This is a genomic window from Pseudoxanthomonas kaohsiungensis, from assembly GCF_010211765.1.
Classification (GTDB): Bacteria; Pseudomonadota; Gammaproteobacteria; order Xanthomonadales; family Xanthomonadaceae; genus Pseudoxanthomonas; species Pseudoxanthomonas kaohsiungensis.
This window is the reverse complement of sequence record NZ_PDWO01000002.1, coordinates 298,117-323,832: the sequence shown is the minus strand read 5'-3', so window position 1 is coordinate 323,832 and position 25,716 is coordinate 298,117. Positions and strand designations below refer to the sequence as shown.

At 67.0% G+C, this 25,716-nt stretch carries 18 protein-coding genes, 2 tRNA genes, 3 rRNA genes and 1 pseudogene; 11 read left to right on the top strand and 13 right to left on the bottom strand.

The annotated features are described in order from the left end of the window. Positions 1 to 36: 36 nt before the first annotated feature. Positions 37 to 1,422, bottom strand: a complete 1,386-nt coding sequence (locus CSC66_RS03830) for an OmpP1/FadL family transporter (RefSeq protein ID WP_162376052.1) — start codon at positions 1,420 to 1,422, stop codon at positions 37 to 39. Between the two features lie 236 nt (positions 1,423 to 1,658). Between CSC66_RS03830 and CSC66_RS03825 the strand changes: the two genes are divergently transcribed. Together CSC66_RS03825 and CSC66_RS03820 are read left to right on the top strand one after the other, a co-directional pair. Continuing rightward, on the top strand, positions 1,659 to 2,351 hold the full coding sequence (locus CSC66_RS03825) for a rhomboid family intramembrane serine protease (protein WP_162376051.1): 693 nt from the start codon (positions 1,659 to 1,661) through the stop codon (positions 2,349 to 2,351). Between the two features lie 72 nt (positions 2,352 to 2,423). Next, positions 2,424 to 2,747, top strand: a complete 324-nt coding sequence (locus tag CSC66_RS03820; RefSeq protein ID WP_162376050.1) for a DUF1820 family protein — start codon at positions 2,424 to 2,426, stop codon at positions 2,745 to 2,747. A gap of 60 nt (positions 2,748 to 2,807) precedes the next feature. Here CSC66_RS03820 and CSC66_RS03815 read toward each other — a convergent pair whose 3' ends face one another. Together CSC66_RS03815 and CSC66_RS03810 are read right to left on the bottom strand one after the other, a co-directional pair. Then, positions 2,808 to 4,223 carry a S41 family peptidase gene (locus tag CSC66_RS03815; protein ID WP_162376049.1) on the bottom strand — a complete coding sequence of 472 codons (1,416 nt, stop codon included), beginning with the start codon at positions 4,221 to 4,223 and terminating at the stop codon, positions 2,808 to 2,810. Positions 4,224 to 4,320: 97 nt separating this feature from the next. Then, positions 4,321 to 5,631 carry a murein hydrolase activator EnvC family protein gene (locus tag CSC66_RS03810; RefSeq protein WP_162376048.1) on the bottom strand — a complete coding sequence of 437 codons (1,311 nt, stop codon included), beginning with the start codon at positions 5,629 to 5,631 and terminating at the stop codon, positions 4,321 to 4,323. Positions 5,632 to 5,718: 87 nt separating this feature from the next. Between CSC66_RS03810 and CSC66_RS03805 the strand changes: the two genes are divergently transcribed. Together CSC66_RS03805 and CSC66_RS03800 are read left to right on the top strand one after the other, a co-directional pair. Further along, on the top strand, positions 5,719 to 6,399 hold the full coding sequence (locus tag CSC66_RS03805; RefSeq protein ID WP_202935587.1) for a DUF4097 family beta strand repeat-containing protein: 681 nt from the start codon (positions 5,719 to 5,721) through the stop codon (positions 6,397 to 6,399). Positions 6,400 to 6,451: 52 nt separating this feature from the next. Continuing rightward, positions 6,452 to 8,167: a M28 family metallopeptidase gene (locus tag CSC66_RS03800; protein ID WP_162376047.1), complete on the top strand. Its 1,716-nt coding sequence runs from the start codon at positions 6,452 to 6,454 to the stop codon at positions 8,165 to 8,167. Between the two features lie 712 nt (positions 8,168 to 8,879). Here CSC66_RS03800 and rrf read toward each other — a convergent pair. From rrf to hemH, 8 genes are all read right to left on the bottom strand, one after another. After that, positions 8,880 to 8,993: ribosomal RNA gene (rrf, locus tag CSC66_RS03795) — 5S ribosomal RNA — on the bottom strand. A gap of 145 nt (positions 8,994 to 9,138) precedes the next feature. Beyond that, a 23S ribosomal RNA gene (locus CSC66_RS03790) occupies positions 9,139 to 12,016 on the bottom strand. Between the two features lie 228 nt (positions 12,017 to 12,244). Continuing rightward, positions 12,245 to 12,321, bottom strand: a tRNA-Ile gene (locus CSC66_RS03785). A 17-nt stretch (positions 12,322 to 12,338) separates the two neighbouring features. Beyond that, positions 12,339 to 12,414, bottom strand: a tRNA-Ala gene (locus tag CSC66_RS03780). 92 nt (positions 12,415 to 12,506) lie between these two features. Beyond that, a 16S ribosomal RNA gene (locus CSC66_RS03775) occupies positions 12,507 to 14,051 on the bottom strand. Together the 16S, 23S and 5S rRNA genes with 2 tRNA genes alongside form the textbook arrangement of a ribosomal RNA operon. Before the next feature lie 591 nt (positions 14,052 to 14,642). Next, positions 14,643 to 15,611, bottom strand: a complete 969-nt coding sequence (locus CSC66_RS03770) for an NAD(P)-dependent oxidoreductase (protein ID WP_162376046.1) — start codon at positions 15,609 to 15,611, stop codon at positions 14,643 to 14,645. A gap of 86 nt (positions 15,612 to 15,697) precedes the next feature. Further along, positions 15,698 to 16,549, bottom strand: a complete 852-nt coding sequence (locus CSC66_RS03765; protein WP_162376045.1) for an alpha/beta fold hydrolase — start codon at positions 16,547 to 16,549, stop codon at positions 15,698 to 15,700. Beyond that, positions 16,546 to 17,508: a ferrochelatase gene (gene hemH, locus CSC66_RS03760; RefSeq protein WP_162376044.1), complete on the bottom strand. Its 963-nt coding sequence runs from the start codon at positions 17,506 to 17,508 to the stop codon at positions 16,546 to 16,548. Before hemH ends, CSC66_RS03765 begins: the two co-directional genes overlap by 4 nt. A 160-nt stretch (positions 17,509 to 17,668) precedes the next feature. Between hemH and CSC66_RS03755 the strand changes: the two genes are divergently transcribed. The 4 genes and pseudogenes from CSC66_RS03755 to tatC all read left to right on the top strand — a co-directional run bounded on the left by CSC66_RS03755 (position 17,669) and on the right by tatC (position 20,038). Further along, positions 17,669 to 18,559 (top strand): lipid-binding SYLF domain-containing protein, encoded by an 891-nt coding sequence (locus CSC66_RS03755; RefSeq protein ID WP_162376043.1) that lies wholly within the window; start codon positions 17,669 to 17,671, stop codon positions 18,557 to 18,559. Positions 18,560 to 18,630: 71 nt separating this feature from the next. After that, a complete protein-coding gene (gene tatA / locus CSC66_RS03750) occupies positions 18,631 to 18,852 on the top strand; it encodes a Sec-independent protein translocase subunit TatA (RefSeq protein ID WP_162376042.1) in 222 nt (73 codons plus the stop codon). Positions 18,853 to 18,873: 21 nt separating this feature from the next. Continuing rightward, positions 18,874 to 19,281, top strand: a pseudogene (gene tatB, locus CSC66_RS03745) (Sec-independent protein translocase protein TatB); the annotation flags it as partial. Continuing rightward, positions 19,280 to 20,038 carry a twin-arginine translocase subunit TatC gene (gene tatC, locus CSC66_RS03740; protein WP_162376040.1) on the top strand — a complete coding sequence of 253 codons (759 nt, stop codon included), beginning with the start codon at positions 19,280 to 19,282 and terminating at the stop codon, positions 20,036 to 20,038. The pseudogene tatB and the gene tatC, both read left to right, overlap by 2 nt. Positions 20,039 to 20,060: 22 nt before the next feature. Here the strand turns inward: tatC and CSC66_RS03735 are convergent, their stop codons facing one another. Both CSC66_RS03735 and CSC66_RS03730 read right to left on the bottom strand, forming a co-directional pair. Further along, complete coding sequence (locus tag CSC66_RS03735; protein ID WP_162376039.1) at positions 20,061 to 20,954, bottom strand: BPSS1780 family membrane protein; 894 nt, start codon at positions 20,952 to 20,954, stop codon at positions 20,061 to 20,063. A gap of 89 nt (positions 20,955 to 21,043) precedes the next feature. Beyond that, positions 21,044 to 21,790 (bottom strand): glutamine amidotransferase, encoded by a 747-nt coding sequence (locus CSC66_RS03730; RefSeq protein ID WP_162376038.1) that lies wholly within the window; start codon positions 21,788 to 21,790, stop codon positions 21,044 to 21,046. Positions 21,791 to 21,892: 102 nt separating this feature from the next. Between CSC66_RS03730 and glyQ the strand changes: the two genes are divergently transcribed. Genes glyQ through glyS form a run of 3 tightly spaced genes read left to right on the top strand, consistent with a single transcriptional unit; the run spans position 21,893 to position 25,637 of the window. Continuing rightward, positions 21,893 to 22,795 carry a glycine--tRNA ligase subunit alpha gene (glyQ, locus tag CSC66_RS03725; protein ID WP_162376037.1) on the top strand — a complete coding sequence of 301 codons (903 nt, stop codon included), beginning with the start codon at positions 21,893 to 21,895 and terminating at the stop codon, positions 22,793 to 22,795. Continuing rightward, positions 22,795 to 23,475, top strand: a complete 681-nt coding sequence (locus tag CSC66_RS03720) for a glutathione S-transferase family protein (RefSeq protein ID WP_238394258.1) — start codon at positions 22,795 to 22,797, stop codon at positions 23,473 to 23,475. Before glyQ ends, CSC66_RS03720 begins: the two co-directional genes overlap by 1 nt. Beyond that, the gene (glyS, locus tag CSC66_RS03715; protein WP_162376036.1) at positions 23,472 to 25,637 is read left to right on the top strand and encodes a glycine--tRNA ligase subunit beta; all 2,166 of its coding nucleotides are present in this window, start codon (positions 23,472 to 23,474) and stop codon (positions 25,635 to 25,637) included. The genes CSC66_RS03720 and glyS overlap by 4 nt, the downstream gene beginning before the upstream one ends. Positions 25,638 to 25,716 lie beyond the last annotated feature (79 nt).

Below are 25,716 nucleotides of genomic sequence, written 5' to 3'. Positions count from 1 at the left end.
GGCCTTTCTTTTTTCACCCGTGTTGCCGGGCCTGGCTCAGAAGCGGTACTGGGCCGAGACGCCGAACAGGTGGGCGCCGCCATCGTAGGAGCCGGTCAGGCGCGAACGGCTGGAGGACAGGATGTCGATCTCCGGCGTGTCCACCAGGTCGATGTAGGCGTAGCTGGCATCGACCGAGAACTTCTCGCTGACCGCCCAGGTCAGGCCGGCCGCGTACCACATGCGATCCTGGTCGGGCATGCGCGGGGTGCGGTGCGGGTAGCTGACCGGCGAGTCGTCGCGGGCGACGCCCGCGCGCAGGGTGAACGCATCGTTGAGCATGTACTCGCCGCCGACGCTGTAGAACCAGCTGTCCTTCCAGTTGTAGTCCTCGGCCGAATCGGCCTGGCGCGGGTTGTCGAACTCGATGCGGATCTCGCGCAGCGAGCTCCAGCCGGTACGCGAGGTCTCGGCCATCAGCGCGAAACGCTCGGTGGCCTGCCAGGTGGCGCTCAGGGTGTGCACGTTCGGCGTGGTCAGCTTGGCCAGCGCGCCGGTGTCCACGTACTGGCCGGTAGCGGCCAGGATGGTGGCGACGTTGGTCGGCACGGTGAAGTCGGCGTCGCCGGTCAGCTCGTGGTCCACTTCCGAACGGTACGAGTAGCCGATCGAGACGGCATCGGTCGGACGCCAGCTCAGGCCGGCGATGAAGCCCAGGCTGGTGTCGGTGCCGTGCACTTCGACTTCGCCATCGTTCTTCTGCGGGCCGAACGGACCGGTGATCGGGTTGGGCATGAAGCACAGCGCCTGCGTGGCGGGAGTGCCGCACAGCGCGGTGCCGAAGTCGATCGCGTTGGACAGGGTCACGTCCGAACGCTCGATCACCGCACCCAGGCCGGCGGAGAAGTGGTCGCCCAGCTCGACCGAGGCGGCCAGGGTCAGGTCGATGATCTTCACGTCCGAGTTCAGCGCGTGGTAGCGGCCCTGCCAGCCGTCGTCGTACTCGGTCTTCAGGCCGAACGGCGCGCTGACCATGGCGCCCAGGGTGAGGTACTCGAAGCTGCCTTCCAGCGGCAGGATGAACGACATCGCCGGAACGGGGCTGACGCCACCGGCATTGCCGCCGTCGCCACCGGTCAGCGGCTGCTGCAGCGGGGTGCCGGAGGCGGCGTAGCCACTGCCTTCGAACTCGAACGACAGGTCGATCGCGGTGACGTCGCCCTGGAGGGTGGCGCGGTCGAAGGTCGACATCATCGCCGGGTTGTTGGCGACGACCGAAGCGTCGCCCTTGGCCGAGGCGGCGCCGGCCATGGCGCGACCCTGGGCCTTGACGCTGTTTTCCTTGAGCTGGAACGCCGCGGCATGGACCTGGCCGCAGGCCAGTGCGCCGGCGACGCCGAGGGCAAGCGCGGAAATACGGGTGAGGGAATGGGCGAGTTGCATGTTTCTTGTCTCTCCGGATGACGGGGGTTGGGAATGGCATCAGCGCCCGCAAGCCACCCCCTCCCGGGGTTGCCTGCATCCGTCGGAGTCCCCTCCCGACATACGACGCCGTATTGGAGTATACCCGTTGCGTTTAACCGGACAATAACGCCGGAAGTCACGCCTCGCCGGCTTCCCCGGACTGCCGGCAGCGTCCCGGCTGGAGGCGCCTGCCGGCATCGGCGATAGTGGCGTCCATGTTCGTGTCGCTGCCCACGCGCCAGAAGGCCGCCCTGCGCTGGGCCACGCCGCTGCTGTTCGCCGCCCTGTGGCTGGCCTTCCTCTGGTCCCTGGGTCGCCCCGACGAGGCCCGTCGAAGCCTGTGGCTGGCATGGGGCGCACTCGGGCATGGCCTGGGCGGGGGCGATGCCTGGCTGGCGGCGTTGCGCGACGGCAGCGTGCTGCGGCTGTTCACCGCCCTGTTCCTGCATGCCGACTGGGCACACCTGCTGGGCAACCTGGTGTTCCTGCTGATCTTCGGCCTGCCGGCGGAGCGGGCGATGGGGCCCTGGCGGTTCCTGCTGCTGTTCCTGCTGGGCGGCGCGGTGGCCAACCTGGCCGCGGTGCTGGCGATCGACAGCCCGGACCGGGTGGTGATCGGCGCGAGCGGCGCGGTGTCGGCGGTGATCGGCGCCTACCTGGCGCTGTTTCCCGGGGCCCGCCTGGGCGTGGTGCTGCCACTGGGCCTGTTCCTGGAGTTCGTGCGTGCGCCGGCATTCCTGCTGATCGGCATCTGGGCGGCGTTGCAGGTGGTGTTCGCCTACATCGGGCCGGCCTTCGGCGAGGTGGCGTGGGCCGCGCACGTGGCCGGCTTCCTGTTCGGCGCGGGATTCGCGCTGGTGGTGCGCGCAGGGATCGCCCGGCGCATGCGCCGGCAGCGCGGCTACTGAGCCGGCGCGCGACCTTGGATCCTGGCGGCGCGCCCCCATCCTTCCGCCATTCCCGACCGTTCCTCCACTCCGATGGCCAAGCCCCTGTACAAGGTGACGTTCCTCAACCACGGCAAGGTGTACGAGCTCTACGCGCGCCACATCGCCGGCAGCTCCCTGTGGGGATTCACCGAAGTGGGCGAACTGGTCTTCGACGTGCACGAGGGCCTGGTGGTCGACCCCACCGAGGAGCGCCTGCGCGACGAGTTCGGCAACACGCGGAAGCTGCACCTGCCGATGCAGAGCATCGTCCGGGTCGAGGAGGTGGAACGGAAGGGGCAGTCGGCGATCCGCGACGCGGCCACCGGCGAGAAGGTCGTGACTCCGTTCCCGCTGCCGGCCAACCCGAAGCGCTGATCCCCGGAACCGGAACCGGGACCGCCCCCGTCGGCACGGCCTGGTCCGCGGGCGCGCGGCTCAGCGCGCCTGTACCGCCGCCGGCGCCTTGGCCACCTGCTTCTTGAGTTCGGCCAGGGCCGCGCTGATCGGCTTGTCGCCGGGCAACGGCTGGCCTGCCCGGTAGCCTTCGGCCCCCTCATCGTCCCCACGCAGGTGGCCGGGCAGGGTCGCCTCGCTGATCTCGCCCAGGCTGGCCGGGACCTCGTCGCCGCCGATGAGCGCCGGATCCGGCGTGAGCTCGGTATCCGGGACGATGCCGCTGGCCTGGATCGAGCGCCCGCTGGGCGTGTAGTAGCGGGCGGTGGTGAGCTTGACCGAGTCGCCGTTGTCCAGCGGCAGCACGGTCTGCACCGAGCCCTTGCCGAACGTGCGGCTGCCGACAACGCGTGCGCGGTCGTTGTCGCGCAGGGCACCGGCCAGCACCTCGGCCGCGCTCGCCGAGCCGGCGTCGACCAGGACCACCACCGGCGCGCCCTTCATGCGGTCCCCGGGCGTGGCGTCGAACCGGCTGTCGCTGATCGGGATGCGCCCGCGCGTGCTGACGATGCCACCCTTGTCGAGCAGGTCGTCGGCGACCTGCACCGCCGCGGTCAGCAGGCCGCCGGGATTGCTGCGCAGGTCCAGCACCAGGCCGCGCAGGTGGCCGCCGGCCTGCGCCTGCAGCCGGTCGAGCTGGACCTGGAAATCGGCGCCGGTGTCGGCCTGGAAGGTACTGATCCGGACGTAGCCGTAGCCGGGCTCCAGCATCCGGCTGCGCACGCTCGTCACCTTGATGGTTTCGCGCACCAGCGCGACATCGAACGGCTTGTCGCGCCCTTCGCGGACCACCGTCACAGTCACCTTGCTGCCGGGTTCGCCGCGCAACGGCTCCATCGCCTCGACCTGCGCGATCGGCTTGCCATCGATGGCGATGATGGTGTCGCCGGCGAGGATGCCGGCACGCGCGGCCGGCGTGTCGTCGATCGGCGCGATCACCTTCAGGGTGTTGTCGTTCTGCTGCAGCAGTTCCACGCCGATGCCGTCGTAGGCGCCGGTGGTCTGCTCGTCGAAGGACTCGCTCTCGGCCTTGTCCAGGTAGGCGCTGTGTGGATCCAGGTCGAGCAGCAGGCCGGCGATGGCCGACTGCATCAGCGCGCGGTCATCGACGGAATCGACATAGGCCTCCTTGACCGCGTTGTAGACGGCGACGTAGCGGCGGATCTCGGCCAGCGGGACGCGCGAGGCGGCCGCGGCGCCTTCATCGGCGCCATCCGGATCGTCGCTGGCGGGCACCGAGGCTTCCGGGGGCGCCGCTTCGGGCGGCGGAGCTTCCCCTGCCGGCTGTTCCGGCGGCTGTGCGCCGCGCGGCGGCTCCGCGGGTGGCTGCGCCTGCTGGGCGGCCACGGGCGCGACCGGCAGCAGGGCCAGCAGCAGCGACAGGAAATGACGGCGCATTCGGAACTCCAGGACGCGTCAGGCGCGTAGTCGCCCGATTATGCGGCAAGCCCGGCACAATGCCGCTTGAACTCCCCCGCCCGACCGGCCGCGGAGTTCAGCGGCGCTGCAGCCAGGTGGTGGGGTCCACCGGCTGGCCGTTACGGCGCAGTTCGAAGTACAGCGCAGGGCGCCCATGCCCGCCGGAACTGCCGACCTTCGCCACCGGATCGCCGCGGCGCACGCGGTCGCCGGCATCGCGCAGCAAGGCGTCGTTGTGGGCATAGAGGCTCATGTAGCCGTTGCCGTGGTCGATGATCAGGATCAGGCCGTAGCCCGTCATCCATTCGGAGAACACCACCGTTCCGTCGGCGACGGCATTGACCGGGCTGCCCGCCGCCGCGCCGATCAGCACGCCGCTGCTGGTCCGGCCATCGGGCAAGCGACCGCCGTAGCGCGCCAGGAGGTCGCCGCTGGCGGGCCAGCCCAGTCCTCCGACCTTGGGGGCCGGCGTGGCCGATGCGACCCGCGGGGGCACCTTGCCGGGCGTCGACGGGCGTGGCGTGGCGGCCGGTTCCTGTGCCGCCCGTGCGGCGGCCGCGGCCCGCCGTTCGGCGGCGGCGCGGGCGGCGGCGGCACGCAGGTTGGCCAGCAGGCGCTCCAGCGACTTCACATCCTGGCCCAGCGCCTTCTCGCGCGACTGGCGGTCCTGGTAGCGCGCGTCGAGCTCGGCCACCACCTTGGCGCGGTCGCCGCGATCGCGCCTGAGCGTCTCGAGCTGTTCCTGCTGCTCGGCCTGCAGGGCCTCCCGCTGGCGGGTCCGCGCGTCGATTTCCGCTTCGGTCGCCGCCAGCTGTTCCAGCGCGCCCGTCAGCCCGGCGACCTGGCGCACCTGTTCGCGCTGCGCGTAACGGTAATAGCCCAATGCACGCTGGGCGTCGGCGATGCGATCCTGGGCCAGCAGCAACTTCAGGGGTGCCTGCGAGCCCGCCATGTAGGCGCTGCGCAGAAGGGTCGCCAGGCGCTGGCGGCGCTCGCCCAGTTCACGCTGCATCCGCTCGCGTTGTTGCGCGAGTTCGGCCAGCGCCTGGCGTTCCTGCTGCAGCGCCTGCTCGGTCTGGGCCAGCGCACGCATCGAGCGCCCCAGTTGCTCGTCGGCCCGGCGCAGGCGCTGGGCGGCCTCGCCCCGCTGGCCCTCCAGCCGCCGGCGTTCGCGGCCGATCTGCTGCAGCTCGGCCCGGGTCTTGCGCAGTTCCTGTTCGGCCGCCTTCGGCGACTGGGCGTGCACCACCGTCGGCACGCCACCCAGCGCGAGCAACAGCGCCAGCCCGGCGCCCGCTCCCCGCTGGACCACGCCGCGCAGCCGGGCGCCGACCCTCGGCCAGGACCGGCCTTGCTCGCGGCGGGGGCTCGCGCCCGGAACTTCCATGACTTCGGTCCAGTGACTTCAGACAGTGGCGGATTGTAGCCAAGGGTGGTCGTATGCTGTCTCCGGACCACGAAAAGGCGAACCGCCATGACCCGCACCCCAGTGAACCGTACCGCCGCACGCCTGGCGTTCGCGCTGGCCCTGGCCTGTTCGTTCCCGGCCATCGCCGAGGACGACATCAGCAAGGTCAACGGAAGCATCGAGACCTCGGCCGGCCAGCGTTACGGCGACCTCGAGACCGTCAACGGCGCGGTGCGCGTGGCCGAGAACGTCCAGGCCCGTGACGCCAGCACGGTCAATGGCAGCATCCACGTCGAGAGCGGTGCCCGCGTCGACAGCCTGGAGACCGTCAACGGCGCGATCCGCCTAGCGCGCGACGTGCAGGTGGCCGGCGACATCGAAACCGTGAACGGCAGCGTCTTCGTCGACAGTGGCGGTACCGTGGGCGGCAACATCGAGACGGTCAACGGCGCCATCGGCCTGGTCCGGACCCAGGTGGCCGGCAACCTGGAGACCGTCAACGGCGACATCACCGTGGGCATCGGTTCGCACGTGCGTGGCGGCATCACCGTCGAACGTCCCCAGAGCTGGTTCCAGAGCGCACCCAAGCGCAGGCCGCGGGTGGTGATCGGCCCGGACGCCGAGGTCAGCGGCCCGATGGAGTTCCGTCGCGAAGTCAGCCTGTACGTGCACCGGACCGCGCGGATCGGCCAGGTGACGGGGGCCGAGCCGGTCCGCTTCGAAACCGAGACCGCGCCGCAGGACTGAGCGGGCGCAGCTTGGCTAGAATCGGAACTCCGCCGCCCCATCCGGAGTTCCGATGTCCCGCAAAATCCTGATCGGCCTGGCCGCTGGCGCTTTCGCGCTCGCCGGCTGCAAGAAGGCCGACACTCCCGCCCCGGCGACCGCGCCGGACGCGGCCACTGCCGCCGTTCCGGCCAGCACGCACTCGTTCGCGCCGGCGATCGATGCCGGCGACTTCAAGGACCTGGTGCAGACGCTGGCTTCCGACGAGTTCGAGGGCCGCGCGCCCGGCTCGGCCGGGGAAGAACGCACGATCGAGTACATCCGCGCGCAGATGCAGCGCATCGGCCTGCAGCCGGGCAATGGCGACAGCTATTTCCAGGACGTGCCGATGGTCGAGACCACCGCCGATCCGGCCACGACGCTGAACCTGACCATCGATGGCGCGCCGGTGGCGCTGGCCTTCGGCACCGACATGGTGGTAGGTACCCGCACCGGCCAGGCGCAGGTCAGCGTCAAGGACAGCCCGGTCGTTTTCGTCGGCTATGGCGTCGACGCGCCGGAGCGGCAGTGGAACGACTACGGCGACCAGGACTGGACCGGCAAGACGGTGGTGATCCTCGTCAACGACCCGGGCTTCCATGCCGGCGACGACAAGCTCTTCGACGGCAAGAAGATGACCTACTACGGCCGCTGGACGTACAAGTTCGAGGAGGCCGCGCGCAAGGGCGCCGCCGCCGCGCTGATCGTCCATGACGACGCAGGCGCCAGCTACGGCTGGGACGTGGTCAAGAACTCCTGGTCCGGCGCGCAGTACGACCTGCCCGCCAGCGACGATCCCGAGCCGCGCCTGCCGGTGCAGGGCTGGCTGACGGCGGAGGCCGCGCGCAAGCTCTTCGCCGGCGCCGGCATCGAGCTGGAAGACGCCTACAAGATGGCGAACAAGCCCGGCTTCAAGGCGGTGCCGCTCGACGCCACCCTGTCGGTCGACCTGGCCAGCACCACCGCCAGCAAGACCTCGCGCAACGTCATCGGCGTGCTGCCGGGCAAGGCCCGCGCCGACGAGGCGGTGCTGTACATGGCCCATTGGGACCACTTGGGCAGGCACGAAGGCGAAGAGGGCGACGCGATCTACAACGGCGCGGTCGACAATGCCACCGGCGTGGCCGGCATCCTGGAGATTGCCGAAGCGTTCGCCCACCAGGAACAGCCACCGGAACGCTCGGTGGTCTTCGTCGCCGTGACGCTGGAAGAGTCGGGCCTGCTCGGTTCCAAGTACTACGTCGCCCACCCGACCTTCCCGCTGGACAAGATCGCCGGCGTGGTCAACCTCGACGCGATGTCCGTGGGCGGACGCTCGCGCGACATGGTGGTGACCGGCTTCGGCAACTCCGAGCTGGAGGACATGCTCAAGGTCCACGCCGACCAGCAGGACCGGGTGCTGACCGAAGAGGGCAACACCGCCGCCGGCTATTACTTCCGCAGCGACCACTTCAACTTCGCCAAGGCCGGCGTGCCGGCGTTGTATGCGAAGGGCGGCAATGACCTGCGCGAGGGCGGCCTGGACGCCGGCAAGGCGGCCAATGCCGAGTACGCCAAGCGTTACCACCAGCCCAGCGACGAGATCCACGATGGCTGGCGGTATGACGGCATCGTCGAGGACCTGCAGGCGCTGTACGGCGTCGGCCAGGACCTGGCCGGCGGCGACCGCTGGCCGAACTGGTACGAAGGCAATGCGTTCAAGGCCGCGCGCGACGAGGCGATGGCTGGCAAGCAGGCCGCCTCGCCATAACAGTCGCAACACCTCTGTGCAACACAACCAGGAGGGCCCGCATCGAGAGCTGCGGGCCCTCCTGCTTTTCAGCTGCACGCTGCAGATTCCGGTAAAGGCGCTGCCAGGAGGCCTCGACCTGGAATCCGAACGTCGCCAGACATCCGCCGCCTTTCGCCGCCTCCAGTGCGGGCTCAAGACTGAAGCTCGGCGACGGCTCGCCGTGATGGCCCGATCGGTCAACGTCGAGGCAACGTCGTTGTCAGGCAGGCACGGGATCGGCTCGCCCGCCACATGCGGCACGCGGGGAACCCCGACTCCAAGCCTCCTCCGCTCCACATCCGGCGGCATGGCGCTCGGCGCAATGTGATGGCTTGCGCCCCGGTGATGCCTGACATTCCGCGGGGGAGGGGGTCCGGCTCGACCCGTGGCGATGACAGCCAACTTGCGGACACCGCGCACGCACGGCGCACCGCTAGGCCAGTTTCATGGCGTCAGTATCCGGCCGCGTCGACCGCGCAGATGTGGCCTGGGCACGGGCCTTCGACGCTCTGAGAGGCCTCCCGACGCAGGATCGCTCGACAGCGCGACGGTCTCGGTCATCGCGGGCTGCGAGCTGCGAGCCACCATCTGAATCGGTCGGGGATTACCGAGGGCGATAACGTTCCCTGCGGCAGCAGGAGCCGGAAAAGAAGAAACCCCCAGCCTGTCGGCTGGGGGTTTCGGAGTAAAACCCTGACGATGACCTACTCTCGCATGGGAGACCCACACTACCATCGGCGCTGTTGCGTTTCACTTCCGAGTTCGGGATGGGATCGGGTGGTTCCACAACGCTAATTTCATCAGGGAGACGGTTGGAGCGTGCTGGTGAACATGGCTGCCCGCAAGGGACAGACCGTGCATACCGCACCGTCTCGCATAAGTACTTGTGATGTAGTGAGCGGCGGATGGCTATCGACGTCATCGTCGAGTCCAAGGCCACTTGAGGTTATATGGTCAAGCCACACGGATCATTAGTATCAGTTAGCTCAACGCATTGCTGCGCTTACACACCTGACCTATCAACCACCTAGTCTTGATGGTTCCTTTAGGGGACTTGTGTCCCGGGAGATCTCATCTTGAGGCGCGCTTCCCGCTTAGATGCTTTCAGCGGTTATCGCTTCCGAACATAGCTACCCGGCAATGCCACTGGCGTGACAACCGGAACACCAGAGGTTCGTCCACTCCGGTCCTCTCGTACTAGGAGCAGCCCCTCTCAAATCTCCAACGCCCATGGCAGATAGGGACCGAACTGTCTCACGACGTTCTGAACCCAGCTCGCGTACCACTTTAAATGGCGAACAGCCATACCCTTGGGACCGACTACAGCCCCAGGATGTGATGAGCCGACATCGAGGTGCCAAACACCGCCGTCGATATGAACTCTTGGGCGGTATCAGCCTGTTATCCCCGGAGTACCTTTTATCCGTTGAGCGATGGCCCTTCCATACAGAACCACCGGATCACTAAGTCCTAGTTTCCTACCTGCTTGATCCGTCGATCTTGCAGTCAAGCACGCTTATGCCTTTGCACACAGTGCGCGATGTCCGACCGCGCTGAGCGTACCTTCGAGCTCCTCCGTTACTCTTTAGGAGGAGACCGCCCCAGTCAAACTACCCACCATACACGGTCCCCGACCCGGATTACGGGCCTAGGTTAGAACGTCAAGCACATCAGGGTGGTATTTCAAGGATGGCTCCATGCCAGCTAGCGCCGACACTTCAAAGCCTCCCACCTATCCTACACAGACGAACTCAACGTTCAGTGTAAAGCTATAGTAAAGGTTCACGGGGTCTTTCCGTCTTGCCACGGGAACGCTGCATCTTCACAGCGATTTCAATTTCACTGAGTCTCGGGTGGAGACAGCGCCGCTGTCGTTACGCCATTCGTGCAGGTCGGAACTTACCCGACAAGGAATTTCGCTACCTTAGGACCGTTATAGTTACGGCCGCCGTTTACTGGGGCTTCGATCAAGAGCTTCGCCTTGCGGCTGACCCCATCAATTAACCTTCCAGCACCGGGCAGGCGTCACACCCTATACGTCCACTTTCGTGTTTGCAGAGTGCTGTGTTTTTGATAAACAGTCGCAGCGGCCTGGTTTCTGCGACCCTCCTCAGCTATAGCCCGCATGGGCCACCAAAGAGGGTGCACCTTCTCCCGAAGTTACGGTGCCATGTTGCCTAGTTCCTTCACCCGAGTTCTCTCAAGCGCCTGAGAATTCTCATCCTACCCACCTGTGTCGGTTTACGGTACGGTCTTCGTGAGCTGAAGCTTAGGAGCTTTTCCTGGAAGCGTGGTATCAGTGACTTCGTCCTAAAGGACTCGTCTCGGTGCTCGGTCTTAAAGGATCCCGGATTTGCCAAAGATCCAAACCTACCGCCTTTCCCCGGGACAACCAACGCCCGGTACACCTAACCTTCTCCGTCCCTCCATCGCACTCACGCGAGGTGCAGGAATATTAACCTGCTTCCCATCGACTACGGCTTTCGCCCTCGCCTTAGGGACCGACTAACCCTGCGTCGATTAACGTTGCGCAAGGAAACCTTGGGCTTTCGGCGTGCGGGCTTTTCACCCGCATTATCGTTACTCATGTCAGCATTCGCACTTCCGATACCTCCAGCAGACTTCTCAATCCACCTTCGCAGGCTTACGGAACGCTCCTCTACCGCGCATAACAAAGTTATGCACCCCAAGCTTCGGTTTATCGCTTAGCCCCGTTAAATCTTCCGCGCAGACCGACTCGACCAGTGAGCTATTACGCTTTCTTTAAAGGGTGGCTGCTTCTAAGCCAACCTCCTGGCTGTCTGTGCCTTTCCACATCGTTTCCCACTTAGCGATAATTTGGGACCTTAGCTGTGGGTCTGGGTTGTTTCCCTTTTCACGACGGACGTTAGCACCCGCCGTGTGTCTCCCATACAGTCCTTCTCGGTATTCGGAGTTTGCAATGGTTTGGTAAGTCGCGATGACCCCCTAGCCATAACAGTGCTCTACCCCCGAGAGGATACATATGAGGCGCTACCTAAATAGCTTTCGAGGAGAACCAGCTATCTCCGGGTTCGATTAGCTTTTCACTCCTAATCACACCTCATCCCCTACCTTTGCAACGGGAGTGGGTTCGGGCCTCCAGTACCTGTTACGGCACCTTCACCCTGGGCATGACTAGATCACCCGGTTTCGGGTCTACAGCCCGCGACTATGCGCCCTATTCAGACTCGGTTTCCCTTCGCCTCCCCTATACGGTTAAGCTTGCCACGAACTGTAAGTCGCTGACCCATTATACAAAAGGTACGCAGTCACCCTTGCGGGCTCCTACTGCTTGTACGCACACGGTTTCAGGGTCTATTTCACTCCCCTCTCCGGGGTTCTTTTCGCCTTTCCCTCACGGTACTGGTTCACTATCGGTCGGTCAGGAGTATTTAGCCTTGGAGGATGGTCCCCCCATGTTCAGACAGGGTTTCACGTGCCCCGCCTTACTCGTCTTCACTGGAGTGGCCCTTTCAAATACAGGGCTATCACCTTCTATGGCCAACCTTTCCAGGTTGTTTTTCTAGAACCATTCCAGCTTAAGGGCTAGTCCCCGTTCGCTCGTCACTACTTAGGGAATCTCGGTTGATTTCTTTTCCTCCGGTTACTTAGATATTTCAGTTCACCGGGTTCGCCTCCAGCAGCTATGTATTCACTGCAGGATACTGCCGAAGCAGTGGGTTTCCCCATTCGGACATCGCGGGATCAAAGCTTATTGCCAGCTCCCCCGCGCTTTTCGCAGGCTGTCACGTCCTTCATCGCCTCTGACCGCCAAGGCATCCACCGTGTGCGCTTATTCGCTTGACCATATAACCCCAAGTCGCCTCGGAGTTAATGACGAGCCGGTGGGGTACAAAGCCACCAGCGCGAACATACGACTCAATTTTTAGGGGCTCGAAGCCCCCGCCTTAGCCTCAACGACACGTCGAGATAGACATCTCAAACGCTCGCTACATCACAAGTTTTAAAAGAGCACGTACCGGGCTTCAACGCCTGGTGCGTAAGTTCGAAAGTGTGTGCGCTTGTCATTCAGAGTGGTGGGTCTGGGAGGACTCGAACCACCGACCTCACCCTTATCAGGGGTGCGCTCTAACCACCTGAGCTACAGACCCAAAAGTCGATACTCATATGGTGGAGCCTGTCGGGATCGAACCGACGACCCCCTGCTTGCAAAGCAGGTGCTCTCCCAGCTGAGCTAAGGCCCCTAAAAGGGACTTCCCCAGTCCGCTGTCGGACCAGGAACTCTGAATGCAGGTGACTTGTGAGGACGCCCGACAGGACGATGCTGTCGTGCTCAAAAGGAGGTGATCCAGCCGCACCTTCCGATACGGCTACCTTGTTACGACTTCACCCCAGTCATCGGCCACACCGTGGCAAGCGCCCTCCCGAAGGTTAAGCTACCTGCTTCTGGTGCAACAAACTCCCATGGTGTGACGGGCGGTGTGTACAAGGCCCGGGAACGTATTCACCGCAGCAATGCTGATCTGCGATTACTAGCGATTCCGACTTCACGGAGTCGAGTTGCAGACTCCGATCCGGACTGAGAGAAGGTTTCTGGGATTGGCTCCCCCTCGCGGGATTGCAGCCCTCTGTCCTTCCCATTGTAGTACGTGTGTAGCCCTGGTCGTAAGGGCCATGATGACTTGACGTCATCCCCACCTTCCTCCGGTTTGTCACCGGCGGTCTCCTTAGAGTTCCCACCATTACGTGCTGGCAACTAAGGACAAGGGTTGCGCTCGTTGCGGGACTTAACCCAACATCTCACGACACGAGCTGACGACAGCCATGCAGCACCTGTCTCACGGTTCCCGAAGGCACCAATCCATCTCTGGAAAGTTCCGTGGATGTCAAGACCAGGTAAGGTTCTTCGCGTTGCATCGAATTAAACCACATACTCCACCGCTTGTGCGGGCCCCCGTCAATTCCTTTGAGTTTCAGTCTTGCGACCGTACTCCCCAGGCGGCGAACTTAACGCGTTAGCTTCGATACTGGGTTCCAAGTTGAACCCAACATCCAGTTCGCATCGTTTAGGGCGTGGACTACCAGGGTATCTAATCCTGTTTGCTCCCCACGCTTTCGTGCCTCAGTGTCAGTGTTGGCCCAGGTGGCCGCCTTCGCCACGGATGTTCCTCCCGATCTCTACGCATTTCACTGCTACACCGGGAATTCCGCCACCCTCTACCACACTCTAGTTGCCCAGTATCCATCGCAATTCCCAGGTTGAGCCCAGGGCTTTCACGACAGACTTAAACAACCACCTACGCACGCTTTACGCCCAGTAATTCCGAGTAACGCTTGCACCCTTCGTATTACCGCGGCTGCTGGCACGAAGTTAGCCGGTGCTTATTCTTTGGGTACCGTCATCCCTGCCAGGTATTAACCGACAGGATTTCTTTCCCAACAAAAGAGCTTTACAACCCGAGGGCCTTCTTCACTCACGCGGTATGGCTGGATCAGGCTTGCGCCCATTGTCCAATATTCCCCACTGCTGCCTCCCGTAGGAGTCTGGACCGTGTCTCAGTTCCAGTGTGGCTGATCATCCTCTCAGACCAGCTACGGATCGTCGCCTTGGTGGGCCTTTACCCCGCCAACTAGCTAATCCGACATCGGCTCATTCAATCGCGTGAGGCCTTGCGGTCCCCCACTTTCACCCGTAGGTCGTATGCGGTATTAGCGTAAGTTTCCCTACGTTATCCCCCACGACAGAGTAGATTCCGATGTATTCCTCACCCGTCCGCCACTCGCCACCCAGAGAGCAAGCTCTCCTGTGCTGCCGTTCGACTTGCATGTGTTAGGCCTACCGCCAGCGTTCACTCTGAGCCAGGATCAAACTCTTCACTTAAAATTACAGACCCGAAGGTCAATACTTTCAGCTGCAGAAGTTCTACCCAGCTACGTATCGCTTGCTATAAAGCATTTGACTTGTTGCTGTTAAAACGTCTGCAAGATGGACAGTCATCCTTCCTGCAGGCGTCCGCACAAGTTACCTGCGCACACTTTCAAAGAGCGTCGGAATCGGCCTCAGCGCCTTCATCCGTGTCCCGACGTTTCCGTCGAGGTGAGCCGCACATTCTGGCAGCTCGTTTTGGAAGTGTCAACACCGCGTTGCGGGGTTTTCATCCTCCCCTCATCTTCAGCGGCGAACCGCTTCCGTCGAGGTGAGCCGCACATTCTGGCAGCTCGTTTCGGATCCGTCAACACCCCGTGAAGGGATCTTTTCGTTTCCGCCCCAGTGGCTGCGAATCGCGTGATTCGTTTCCGCCGAGGGAGCCGCACATTATAGGCGGCTTCCGGAGAACTGCAACACCTTTGTTGGAGGGTTTTCGCTTCCGGCCCCGCCGCTGCTGGCTCCCGAAGGAGGCCGGTCGTTGGCGGGGCGCGCATTGTGCATGGACGCCCCCGCGTTGGGAAGCCCCCTGGCGAAATTTCCTGCTCAGGCGACGGCCGGAATCATGCGAACCGCGATTCCCGACCTGCTGCAGGCGCCTTCGAGGGCGGCGAGGCTGCCGCCGGAGCCCTGCTGGTGGTGGACCCACACGATCCGCGCGCCCGGCGCGGCAAGCGAGCGCAGCAACGCAGCCGGGTCCGGGCCCGCCGGGATTCGCCGGGCGTCGCGGCGCGCCGGCTCCAGCATCGCCCCGTCAACGCCCTCGCCCACGACGATGATGTCCGCTTCGTTGAAGGCGCGCAGCGCACGCAGCGTATAAAGGTCGGGCATGGGGCTGGCCGCGACCAGTGCGACCACCGCCGGTTGCGGCGGCGATTCGGCAGCGCGCTCCACCTCTTCCACGAACGCGGCTTCCATGGCCGCGTCGCCGCCACGTTCGAATGCGGACTCCATGCGGCCATCGAGCATGCGCTCGAACCAGCGGCGGCGCGCCGACAGGTCGGGGAGCCGGAGGCGGATCCGCTCGCGGTGTTCGGCGAACAGCCCCGCCAGCCTGCCCAGGGAGGGGCCGAGCTCGGTCTCCAGGCGTTCACGGATGCGGCGGGCCAGCATGGGCGCCGCGCCCCCCGACGAGATCGCCACCACCAGGGGCGCGCGATCGACCACGGCCGGCACCTGGAAACTCGACAGCACCGCATCATCGACCACGTTCACCAGCCGACGCCGGCGCCCGGCTTCAGCCGCAAGGCCTGCGTTGAACGCGGAATCGTCGGTCGCCGCCACCACCAGCCAGACGGCGTCCAGCCATGCCGGGTCGAACTCGCCGGCCAGACGGACGATGCGGCCGTCGGCCAATGCGGTGGCGACCTCCGGATGCAGCACCTCGCGCGCGTGCAGGCGGACGAGTGCGCCCGCCCGTAGCAGCGCGGCGACCTTCCTAGCGGCGACTTCGCCGCCACCAACCACCAGCACCTCGCGACCACGCAGGTCGGCGAACAGCGGATACAGCCCCATGCCAGGATCCCTCTCTCCGTCGCCAGCATCGTCCCTGCTGGCGCCGGGATTGTCGATGGTGGAAGGCTAACGGCGGAGATGCCGGGTCAGCCGGCGAGGAAGTCCAGGAAGAAGGACGCGACCGTCGTGGGCTGGTCCATGTGCAGATGGTGGCTGCCGGCGATCACCGCCACCGCGGCGTCCGGCACGACGGCCAGCCGGGCATCGCGAACGGCCTCGGGAAAGTAGGACTGGGCAGGTTCGGCACCGAGGAAGCGGACCGGGCAGGGGATCGCGGCCAGCAGTGCCTGTACCTGCGGCTCGGCCAGCCGTGTCGCGGCCGGGCGGGTCAACCGCGGATCGCTGGACCAGACGTACCCGCCCGCCACCGCACGCGTGCCGCGCTCCACGAGCAGGCGGGCGTTGGCCTGGTCGAGTTGGCTGGCCTGCATGCGCGCACGCACGGCCAGACCCAGGTCCGGGAAGACACGAAGCGACGCGCCTGTCGCGCGGCCTCGCGAGGCCGCCACGGCCTGCTGCAGGCGCGAAGCGGTGTTCCCGGGCGCTTCCGAAAGCGGGCCAAGGGTCTCGATGAGCGCCAGCCGCTCCACCCGCGACGGACCGGCCACGGCCACGAGCGACGCGATGGCGGCGCCCATCGAATGGCCGAGCAGGGCGAAACGCTCCCAGCCCAGCGCATCGGCGGCATCCAGCACCGCAGAGACGTGCGTGGTCAATCCATACTCGGTTCCGACCGGCAGGTGCGCGCTGCGACCGTGGCCGGGGAGATCGAGGAGCAGCAGGTCCAGCTCCGGCAGATGCGGCAGCATCGGCAGGAAGCTGGCGGCATTGTCGAGCCAGCCGTGCAGCGCGATCACCCGTGGCCGGCCCGGGGATGCCCGCCGCAGCCCGGCCAGTTCACCCCAGGCCACGGGCAGTCGGACTTCGCGCGGGCTCACCCGTCGCTGCCGACGGCGCAGCGCGCCAGGCCCGCCAGCGCATCGGCGTGCGCAGGCGCATCGTTGAGGCAGGGAATGTAGGCCATCCGCCCGCCCTTCGACTCGAAGTGCTCGGCCAGGCCCAGCGCGACTTCTTCGAGGGTTTCCAGGCAATCGACCGCGAAACCGGGGCAGGCAACGTCCACCTCGCGCACGCCCGATGCGGCGAGCCGATCCAGCGCGTCGAGCGTGGACGGCTCCAGCCAGCGCTCGCGGCCGAAGCGGGACTGGTAGGCGAGTGACCACTGTTCCGGGGCCAGGCCCAGCGCCGCGGCCACCGCCGTGGCGCTGTCCAGGCAGCGCCGGGGATACGGATCGCCAGCGTCGGCCACCCGCTGCGGCAGGCCATGGAAGGAGAACAGCAGGTGTTTCCCGGCCCCATGCTGGCTGCGGTAGCGGGCGATCGAACCAGCCACCGCGGCGACCCAACCCGGGTCGCTCGAGTAATCCTCGATCAGGGTCACGTCCATGCCCTGCGTTTCCTCGGCGACGACGTCGGCCACCGAGGCGGTGGTGGTGGTCGAGTACTGGGGGTAGAGCGGCAGCACGACCAGCCGGCGCACGCCGGAGGCGCGCAGTTCGCGCAGGATGGACCGCAGCGCGGGGTTGCCGTAGCGCATCGCCGGCAGCACGCGCCAGTCCGGCAGGCGCTCCTGCAGCGCGGCGGCAAGGCGGCGGGTGTGGACCAGCAGCGGCGAGCCCTCGTCCATCCACACCTTGGCGTAGTTGGCGGCCGAGCGCGGTCCGCGCAGCGGCAGGATCAACCCGTACAGCAGCGGCTTCCACAGCAGCGGCGGGATCGCGACGACCCGCGGATCGCCGAGGAACTCGGCCAGGTAGCGACGCACGGCCGGCGCGGTCGGCGCGTCGGGCGTACCCAGGTTGACCGCGAGCAGCGCGGTGTCGGAGTCGTTGGCCATGGCCCATTCTGACAGAGCCGCCGCCTGGGTCGCGCGGGTTCTGCATGCACCGGAAGCGGCGCTGGAGGAGGCTGGCCGGCCTCAGGCAAGATTCATTGCCGCTTCATTAAGTTCACGACGATCCGCGGCCATGGCCGCACGTGCCCATCCGGAGTCATGCATGTCGCGTCTTCCGAGCATCCTGCTGTCGCTGGCCATCCTGTTGCCCGTCGCCGGACAGGCCATGGCCGCCCCCACCGAAGAAGAGCGCGCGCGCAATGCGGTGCGGGTGCTCTCGGAGATCCAGCAGATCCCCGAGCAGGCGATCCCGGACAAGCTGCTCGACGAAGCCCGCGGCATCGTGGTCATCCCCGACACGATCAAGGCCGGCCTGGTGCTGGGCGGCCGCCGCGGCCACGGGCTGATGTCGGTCAAGGGCGCGGACGGCACCTGGACCAACCCGGTGTTCGTGACCCTGACCGGCGGCAGCATCGGTTTCCAGGCTGGCGTGCAGTCGTCGGACGTGGTCCTGGTGTTCCGCAACGACCGCAGCCTGGACGACATCGTCAACGGCAAGTTCACCCTCGGCGCCGATGCCGGCGTCGCCGCCGGCCCGGTGGGCCGCAATGCCGCCGCGGCCACTGATGGCCAGCTCAAGGCCGAGATCTGGTCATGGTCGCGCGCACGCGGCCTGTTTGCCGGTGTTTCGCTCGACGGCGCGGTGCTCCAGATCGATCGCGACGCGCAGGCCAGCATCTACGGCGCCACGACCACGCCACGGATGGTGTTCGAAGGGCGCTCGCAGGTGACGCCGCCCTCGGCGGTGGTGGCCTTCCGCGACCAGCTGGAAGAATCCACCCACAACGCCCGGGTGGCGCGCGGAACCGGGGCCGGCGGCGGAACGGAGCCCGCGGTGGCCGCAAGCGTCCCGGACCCCGCGGTACCGGCCGCGCAGACCCAGGGCACGCAAGCGCCCGCAGCGACGCCGGCGCCGGCCGCGTCCGGCCCGGCCCCGACCCAGGGTTTCGAGCCGGTGGGCGAGGAATCGACCCGGACCGAACCGCTGCCCTGAGGTAGCGCCGCCGCGCGTCGCGCCCTGCGCTATCCTGTGGCCCTTGTTCCTCTTATTACAGCGAGCGTGCCATGGGCGGTCTGAGCATCTGGCATTGGATCATCGTGCTGGTCGTGGTGCTGCTGGTGTTCGGCACCAAGCGCCTGCGCAACGCCGGGAAAGACCTGGGTGAAGCGGTCAAGGGCTTCAAGGAAGGCATGCGCGACCCGGACGACAAGCCGGCCGGCCAGCTCGGCAACGAGCGCAGCGCCGAGTCGAAGGAACAGTCCGAGCGCGATCGCGCCGAGCGCTGATCCCGCGTCGGCCGTACGCGGATGTTCGACATCGGTTTCAGCGAGCTGCTGCTGATCGCGGTGGTCGCCCTCGTGGTCCTCGGTCCGGAACGGCTGCCCAAGGCAGCCCGCTTCGCCGGGCTGTGGGTGCGCCGCGCGCGCGCGCAGTGGTACTCGGTCAAGTCCGAACTGGAGCGCGAGCTGGAGGCCGAGGAGCTCAAGCGCAGCATGCAGGAGACCCAGGCCGCCCTGAAGCAGGCGCAGACGCGCCTGCAGGATGAGTTCGGACAGGCGCAGACGCGCCTGCAGGACGAGTTCGGCCAGGCCCAGGCGCACGTGCAGGAAGGACTCCACGCCACCGGCCGCGAGCTCGACGCCGTGCGCCGGGAGGTCGAAGGCGCCCCGTCCGTGGCCGGTCCGGAAACCCCACCCCTGCAAGGACCGGACGATGAATCCCGCCGGCCCTGAGTCCGATACCGAAAGCAGCCTGATGGAGCACCTGCTCGAGCTGCGCACGCGCCTGCTGCGCGCGCTGGCCGGACTGGTGGTGGTGCTGCTGGCGTTGCTGCCGTTCGCCAACAAGCTGTATGCGTGGCTGGCGCAGCCGCTGCTGGACAAGCTGCCGGCCGGCGGCCAGCTGATCGCCGTGCAGGTCGCCTCGCCATTCTTCACCCCGATCAAGCTGGCGTTCTTCGTGGCCCTTGTGGTGACCGCGCCGTGGCTGCTGTACCAGGCCTGGGCGTTCGTCGCGCCGGGGCTGTACCAGCGCGAGAAGAAGCTGGCGCTGCCGCTGCTGGCCTCGGCGGTGATCCTGTTCTATGCCGGCTGTGCGTTCGCGTACTTCGTGGTGCTGCCGTCGGTGTTCGGCTTCCTCGCCGCGATCAAGCCCGACGGGGTGGCGATGATGACCGACATCAACGCCTACCTGGACTTCGTGCTGGTGATCTTCCTGGCCTTCGGCGCCAGCTTCCAGCTGCCGGTGGCGCTGGTGATCCTGGTGTTGCTGGGCTGGGTCACGCCCGAGCAGCTCAAGGCCGGCCGCGGCTACGCGATCGTGGGCATTTTCGTGCTGGCCGCGCTGATCACCCCGCCGGACGTGATCTCGCAGCTGCTGCTGGCCATTCCCATGTGCCTGCTGTACGAGGCCGGCATCCTGGCCTCGAAGCTGGTCGCGCCACGACCGGCCGACACCGCGCCGTCGCCCTGACGGCGCGAACGCCCCGTGCCCTTCAGGCCTCGAGATGGCCGGCTTGCAGCGGGGCCGACGCCCCCGCGACCGGTTCGCCGAACAGGCGTGTCCATGCGGTGTAGGTCGCGCCAGCCAGCAGTGGCATCAGCACTGCCATCAGCAGCAGCTGCGCGATCCACATCGCCAGTACCGGCCCGGCCACCAGCTGCAACACCAGCGTGACCAGCAGCACGCCGAAATAGATGGCGAAGATCGCCACCATCGCCAGCAGCAGGAACACTGCCATCGCCGGCAGGTTGTGCAGGCAGGCGCGCAGGCTGTCGCGCATCGACGGCAGGCCGTCGCGGTGCTCGAACAGGATCCGCGGCACCGAAACGAAGACGGTCATGGCCACGGCAATGGCGGCCACCACGCCCAGCAGCAGCCACAGCAGGATGCGGCCGGCCGGCAGGGTCGCCACCAGCGCCTCCACCTGCTCCGGGCTCGGCTGCTGCCCGGACTGGGCCATCGCGTTGAGCTCGTTGCTGACCCGGGCGAGCGCCTGCAACTGCTCGCTGCCGACCAGCACCAGCAGCAGCACGCCCAGCACCAGGCCGGCCGCCAGCTGCGGCAGCAGCGTGGTCAGCAACTGCGCGACCCGGCCTTCGCGGACGCCCTGCAGCAGGTGCGCCGGCATTGCCGGGCGCCCGTGCGCGACTTCGCGCACGGCCCACAACAGCCCGGCGAACAGCACCGGCCCGGCCAGCGCGACCAGCAGCTGCAGGATCGTCGCCAGCGCCGGCACCGCCAGGCCCACGGTCATCACCAGCGACGCCAGCAGCCCCCACAAGGCGCCGAGCGTGCCGAGCGCCAGCGGTGCGCGCCGCAGCAGGGCGAAGCCGCCCAGCAACCATTCCGCGCCGTCCGAAGCCGGCAGCTTGCGTATCGTGTCCATCGAGTTCCCGTTGCCGCGCCCCGACGTCGGAGGCGCGCGTGCATTATCGGCCAAGCGCGGGCAGCGGCATACGCCGGCCGCGGGGTTGTTCAGGCATGTCCGGGCCGGGCGGGCGTCCCGCGCGCATGCTGGACGAAGCGTCGCAGCAGCCTGCGCGCCAGCGGCGCGGCGCTGACCTCGCGCGCGACCGTGCGCGGGCAGCGTCCGTGGCGGCGCAGGCAATCGGCGCGCGCGTTGACGTAGCCGCGCATGTGGTGGGTGGCGAACTCCGGGTGGAACTGCACGCCCCAGGCGCGCTCGCCCCAGCGGAAGGCGTGGCAGCCGTCCTGGTCCGAGCGGGCCAGCACGGTGGCGCCCTCCGGTGGCCGCAGCACGGTCTGCAGGTGGGTGGCATGGGCGGCGAAGCGCGCCGGTAGCGCCGCGAACAGCGGATCCTCGAACGCGGGCGGGTGCAGGTCGATGAACACCGTGCCCGACTCGCGCCCCGCCGGGTTGTAGTCGACCTGGCCGCCCAGCGCATGGGCCAGCAGCTGGTGGCCATAGCAGATGCCGAACAGTGGCGTGCCCGCGTGGACGGCCTCGCGCATCCAGCCGGCGGTGCGCTCGCTCCATTCGGCGCGGTCGGTCACGAAGGCAGCCGAGCCGCTGACGATCACCCCGGCCAGGTCCGCGGCCGGCGGCAGCGGGTCGCCGCGTTCGGCGTTGACCTCCACCACCTCGTGCGCCGACAACCCGGCGGCAACCCTGATCCAGTGCGGGAAGCGGCCGTAGCGCTTGAGGCTGTCCACCGGCTGGCCGGTCTCGACGATCAGGAAGGGCGCGCGGGGAACATTCAAGGCGGCGAACCGGCGGAAAAGTAGCCGTTGAAACGGCCGAAACCCGCATGGCACGGGGCTCGGCCCTATACTAGCCCGCTTTTCCGCAGCGCAATAAATCCGATGACCGGACCGACTTTCCAGGGACTGATCCAGGCGCTCAACGCCTACTGGGCCGAGCAGGGCTGCGTGCTGATCCAGCCGCTGGACCTGGAGGTCGGCGCCGGCACCTTCCACCCGGCCACCTTCCTGCGCGCGCTGGGCCCCGAGCCGTGGAACGCGGCCTACGTGCAGCCTTCGCGCCGCCCCACCGACGGCCGCTACGGCGAGAACCCCAACCGCCTGCAGCGCTACTACCAGTACCAGGTGGTGATGAAGCCCAACCCGGACAACATCCAGGAGCTGTACCTGGGCTCGCTGAAGGCGCTGGGCATCGACCCGCGCGTGCACGACCTGCGCTTCGTCGAGGACAACTGGGAATCGCCGACCCTCGGCGCCTGGGGCCTGGGCTGGGAGGTGTGGCTCAACGGCATGGAGGTGACCCAGTTCACCTACTTCCAGCAGGCCGGCGGCCTGGAATGCCGGCCGGTGCTGGGCGAGATCACCTACGGCCTTGAACGGCTGTGCATGTACCTGCAGAACGTGGACAACGTGTACGACCTGGTCTGGACGGTCGGCCCGCAGGGCGTGGTCACCTACGGCGACGTCTACCACCAGAACGAAGTCGAGCAGAGCACCTACAACTTCGAGCACGCCGACGTGGCCGAGCTGTTCCACCGCTTCGACGCCTGCGAGGCCGAGGCGCTGAAGCTGGTCGAGGCCGGCCTGCCGCTGCCGGCCTACGAGCAGGTGTGCAAGGCCAGCCACAGCTTCAATCTGCTCGACGCGCGCCGCGCGATCTCGGTGACCGAGCGCCAGCGCTACATCCTGCGCGTGCGCAAGCTGGCCCAGGCCGTGGCCGAGGCCTACCACGCGCAGCGCGAGAAGCTGGGCTTCCCGGGCCTGAAGCGCGGAGCCACGGCCTGATGTCCAGCCGCCCCGCAGCCGACGGCACGATGATCCTGATCGGCATGTACGACTCGCCGTTCACCCGGCGCGTGGCGATCGCGCTGGCGCTGCTCGGCTACCAGTTCGAGCATCGCGCCTGGTCGGTCGGCGCCGATTTCGACCGCATCCGCCAGTACAGCCCGCTCGGCCGCGTGCCGGTGCTGGTGCTGGCCGACGGCCAGGTGCTGACCGAATCGGCCGCCATCCTGGACTGGCTGGAACACGAACCGGGCGGGGCGATGCTGCTGCCGGCCGGCGGCACCGAGCGGCGCGAGGCGATGCGCCTGGTCGGCCTGGCCAGCGGCGCGGCCGACCGCTGCGTGGCCAGCGTGCTCGAGCGCATCTTCCATCCGGCGGAACACCGGTCGGCCGCGCTGCTGGAGCGCAACCGCGTCCAGGTGGAGGGCGCCCTGGCGGCGCTCGACGCCGCCTGCGCGGCGCGCGGCGAGCGCTGGCTCGCAAGCGAAGCGATGACGCTCGCCGACATCACCGTCGCCTGTTACGCCAACTACGCGGCGCAGTCGCTGCCGGTCGACCTGTCGCCGTGGCCGGCGCTGGAAGCGCACGTCGCCCGCTGCGAGGCGCTGGACGTGTTCCGCGCGCGTTACGCCCCCTTCTTCACCCCGCAACCCAAGGGCACCAAGGAATCCATCGCATGAAGCCGTTGCTGATCGAACTGGGCACCGAGGAGCTGCCGGTCAAGGCGCTTCCGGGGCTCGCGCAGGCCTTCTTCGACGGCGTGGTCGCGGCGCTGGAAAAGCGCGGCGTCGGCTTCGACGCCGCGGACGCGCGGCCGCTGTACACCCCGCGCCGGCTGGCGGTGCTGCTGCCGGCGGTCGATGCCGAACAGCCCGAACAGCGCAGCGAAGTGCTGGGCCCGTACCTGAACATCGCGCTGGACGCCGACGGCAAGCCGACCCGGGCGCTGGAAGGCTTCGCCGCCAAGGCGGGCATCGAGTGGACGGCGCTGGAACGCACCACCGACGCCAAGGGCGAGCGCTTCGTGCACCGTGCGGTGAAGCCGGGCGCGCAGACCGCCGCGCTGCTGCCGGAAATCGTCGCCGAGGCGATCGCGGCGATGCCGATCCCCAAGCCGATGCGCTGGGGCGACCACGACTACGCCTTCGCCCGCCCGGTGCACTGGCTGGTGCTGCTGCTCGGGTCGGATGTGGTGGAGGCGCAGGTGCTGGGCGTGAAGTCCGACCGGATGAGCCGCGGTCACCGCTTCGAGCACGACAAGCCGGTGTGGATCGGCCAGCCGCAGGACTACATCGATGCCCTGCGCGCCGCGCACGTGCTGGTCGACCCGGTCGAGCGCCGCGCCCGCATCGTGGCCGAGGTCGAGGCTGCGGCGCGCCAGGCCGGTGGCAGCGCGCGCATTACCGACGACAACCTCGAGCAGGTGGTGTGCCTGACCGAATGGCCGGCAGCGGTGCTGTGCAGTTTCGAATCCGCGTTCCTGGCCGTGCCGCAGGAAGCGCTGATCGAGACCATGGAGATCAACCAGAAGTTCTTCCCGGTGCTCAGCGACGGCGGCAAGCTGACCGAGCACTTCATCGGCATCGCCAACATCCAGTCTCGCGATGTGGCCGAGGTGCGCAAGGGCTACGAGCGGGTGATCCGCCCGCGCTTCGCCGATGCCAAGTTCTTCTTCGACGAGGACCTCAAGCAGGGGCTGGTGTCGATGGGTGACGGCCTGAAGACCGTCACCTACCAGGCCAGGCTGGGCAGCGTGGCTGACAAGGTCGCGCGCGTGGCCGCACTTGCCGAAGCCATCGCACCGCAGGTCGGCGCCGATCCGGCGCAGGCGCGGCGCGCGGCGGAACTGGCCAAGAACGACCTGCAGTCGCGCATGGTCAACGAATTCCCGGAGCTGCAGGGCATTGCCGGCCGCCATTACGCGCTGGCTGCGGGTGAGCCGTCGGAGGTTGCCCTGGCGATCGACGAGGCCTACCAGCCGCGTTTCGCCGGCGACGACATCGCCCTGTCGCCGCTGGGCAAGGTGCTGGCGATCGCCGAGCGCCTGGACACCCTGGCCGGCGGTTTTGCCGCGGGCCTGAAGCCGACCGGCAACAAGGATCCGTTCGCGCTGCGACGCAATGCGCTGGGGTTGGCGCGGACGGTGATCGAGTCGGGCTTTGAGCTGAACTTGCAGAATCTACTCGTCGAGGCTAACGATTTTGCCGTCGAAGCATTGATGCTTACCGAAATGGATCGGAAGGCTGACGCAACCAAAGAAGCCCGGAAACAAGGTGTCGAAGTGAAGTCCGGTGCAATTCAGGGATCAGCTCGTTCCAACTTTCAGGATGTTCAAGACCTCTACGACTTCATCCTCGACCGCCTGCGCGGCTACTACGCCGACAAGGGCGTGCCGGCCGCGCACTTCAACGCGGTCGCCGAGCTGAAGCCGGCCTCGTTGTACGACTTCGACACGCGCATCGACGCGATCGGTACCTTCGCCACGCTGCCGGAGGCCGAAGCCCTGGCCGCCGCCAACAAGCGCATCGGCAACATCCTCAAGAAGGCCGACATCGCGATCCCGGCGATGGAAGACCCGGCGCTGTTCAGCGAGCCGGCCGAGCGCGCGCTGGGCGAGGCCGTCGAGGCGGCGCTGGACGACACCACTCCCGCCCTGCACCAGCACGATTACGTGCGCGTGCTGAACCGGCTGGCGCTGGTGCGTCCGCAGGTCGATGCGTTCTTCGACCAGGTGATGGTCAACGCCGACGATCCGGCGGTCCGCGGCAACCGCCTGGCCCTGCTCAAGCGCCTGGCCGACCGCTTCGGCGCGATCGCAGCGATCGGACACCTGTCGGCCTGATCGAACCGATCGGGCGCAGGCCCGGTCGGCGGAAACCGGGCTGCGGAGTGCGCTGGTGCGCGGCGGCACTCCAGCCACC

What these genes read in the sequence shown, in the direction of transcription:
- CSC66_RS03830 (WP_162376052.1), bottom strand. Translation starts at nt 1,422, where the DNA reads ATGCAACTCGCCCATTCCCTCACCCGTATTTCCGCGCTTGCCCTCGGC.
- CSC66_RS03825 (WP_162376051.1), top strand. Translation starts at nt 1,659, where the DNA reads ATGTTCGTGTCGCTGCCCACGCGCCAGAAGGCCGCCCTGCGCTGGGCC.
- CSC66_RS03820 (WP_162376050.1), top strand. Translation starts at nt 2,424, where the DNA reads ATGGCCAAGCCCCTGTACAAGGTGACGTTCCTCAACCACGGCAAGGTG.
- CSC66_RS03815 (WP_162376049.1), bottom strand. Translation starts at nt 4,223, where the DNA reads ATGCGCCGTCATTTCCTGTCGCTGCTGCTGGCCCTGCTGCCGGTCGCG.
- CSC66_RS03810 (WP_162376048.1), bottom strand. Translation starts at nt 5,631, where the DNA reads ATGGAAGTTCCGGGCGCGAGCCCCCGCCGCGAGCAAGGCCGGTCCTGG.
- CSC66_RS03805 (WP_202935587.1), top strand. Translation starts at nt 5,719, where the DNA reads ATGACCCGCACCCCAGTGAACCGTACCGCCGCACGCCTGGCGTTCGCG.
- CSC66_RS03800 (WP_162376047.1), top strand. Translation starts at nt 6,452, where the DNA reads ATGTCCCGCAAAATCCTGATCGGCCTGGCCGCTGGCGCTTTCGCGCTC.
- CSC66_RS03770 (WP_162376046.1), bottom strand. Translation starts at nt 15,611, where the DNA reads ATGGGGCTGTATCCGCTGTTCGCCGACCTGCGTGGTCGCGAGGTGCTG.
- hemH (WP_162376044.1), bottom strand. Translation starts at nt 17,508, where the DNA reads ATGGCCAACGACTCCGACACCGCGCTGCTCGCGGTCAACCTGGGTACG.
- CSC66_RS03755 (WP_162376043.1), top strand. Translation starts at nt 17,669, where the DNA reads ATGTCGCGTCTTCCGAGCATCCTGCTGTCGCTGGCCATCCTGTTGCCC.
- tatA (WP_162376042.1), top strand. Translation starts at nt 18,631, where the DNA reads ATGGGCGGTCTGAGCATCTGGCATTGGATCATCGTGCTGGTCGTGGTG.
- tatC (WP_162376040.1), top strand. Translation starts at nt 19,280, where the DNA reads ATGAATCCCGCCGGCCCTGAGTCCGATACCGAAAGCAGCCTGATGGAG.
- CSC66_RS03735 (WP_162376039.1), bottom strand. Translation starts at nt 20,954, where the DNA reads ATGGACACGATACGCAAGCTGCCGGCTTCGGACGGCGCGGAATGGTTG.
- glyQ (WP_162376037.1), top strand. Translation starts at nt 21,893, where the DNA reads ATGACCGGACCGACTTTCCAGGGACTGATCCAGGCGCTCAACGCCTAC.
- CSC66_RS03720 (WP_238394258.1), top strand. Translation starts at nt 22,795, where the DNA reads ATGTCCAGCCGCCCCGCAGCCGACGGCACGATGATCCTGATCGGCATG.
- glyS (WP_162376036.1), top strand. Translation starts at nt 23,472, where the DNA reads ATGAAGCCGTTGCTGATCGAACTGGGCACCGAGGAGCTGCCGGTCAAG.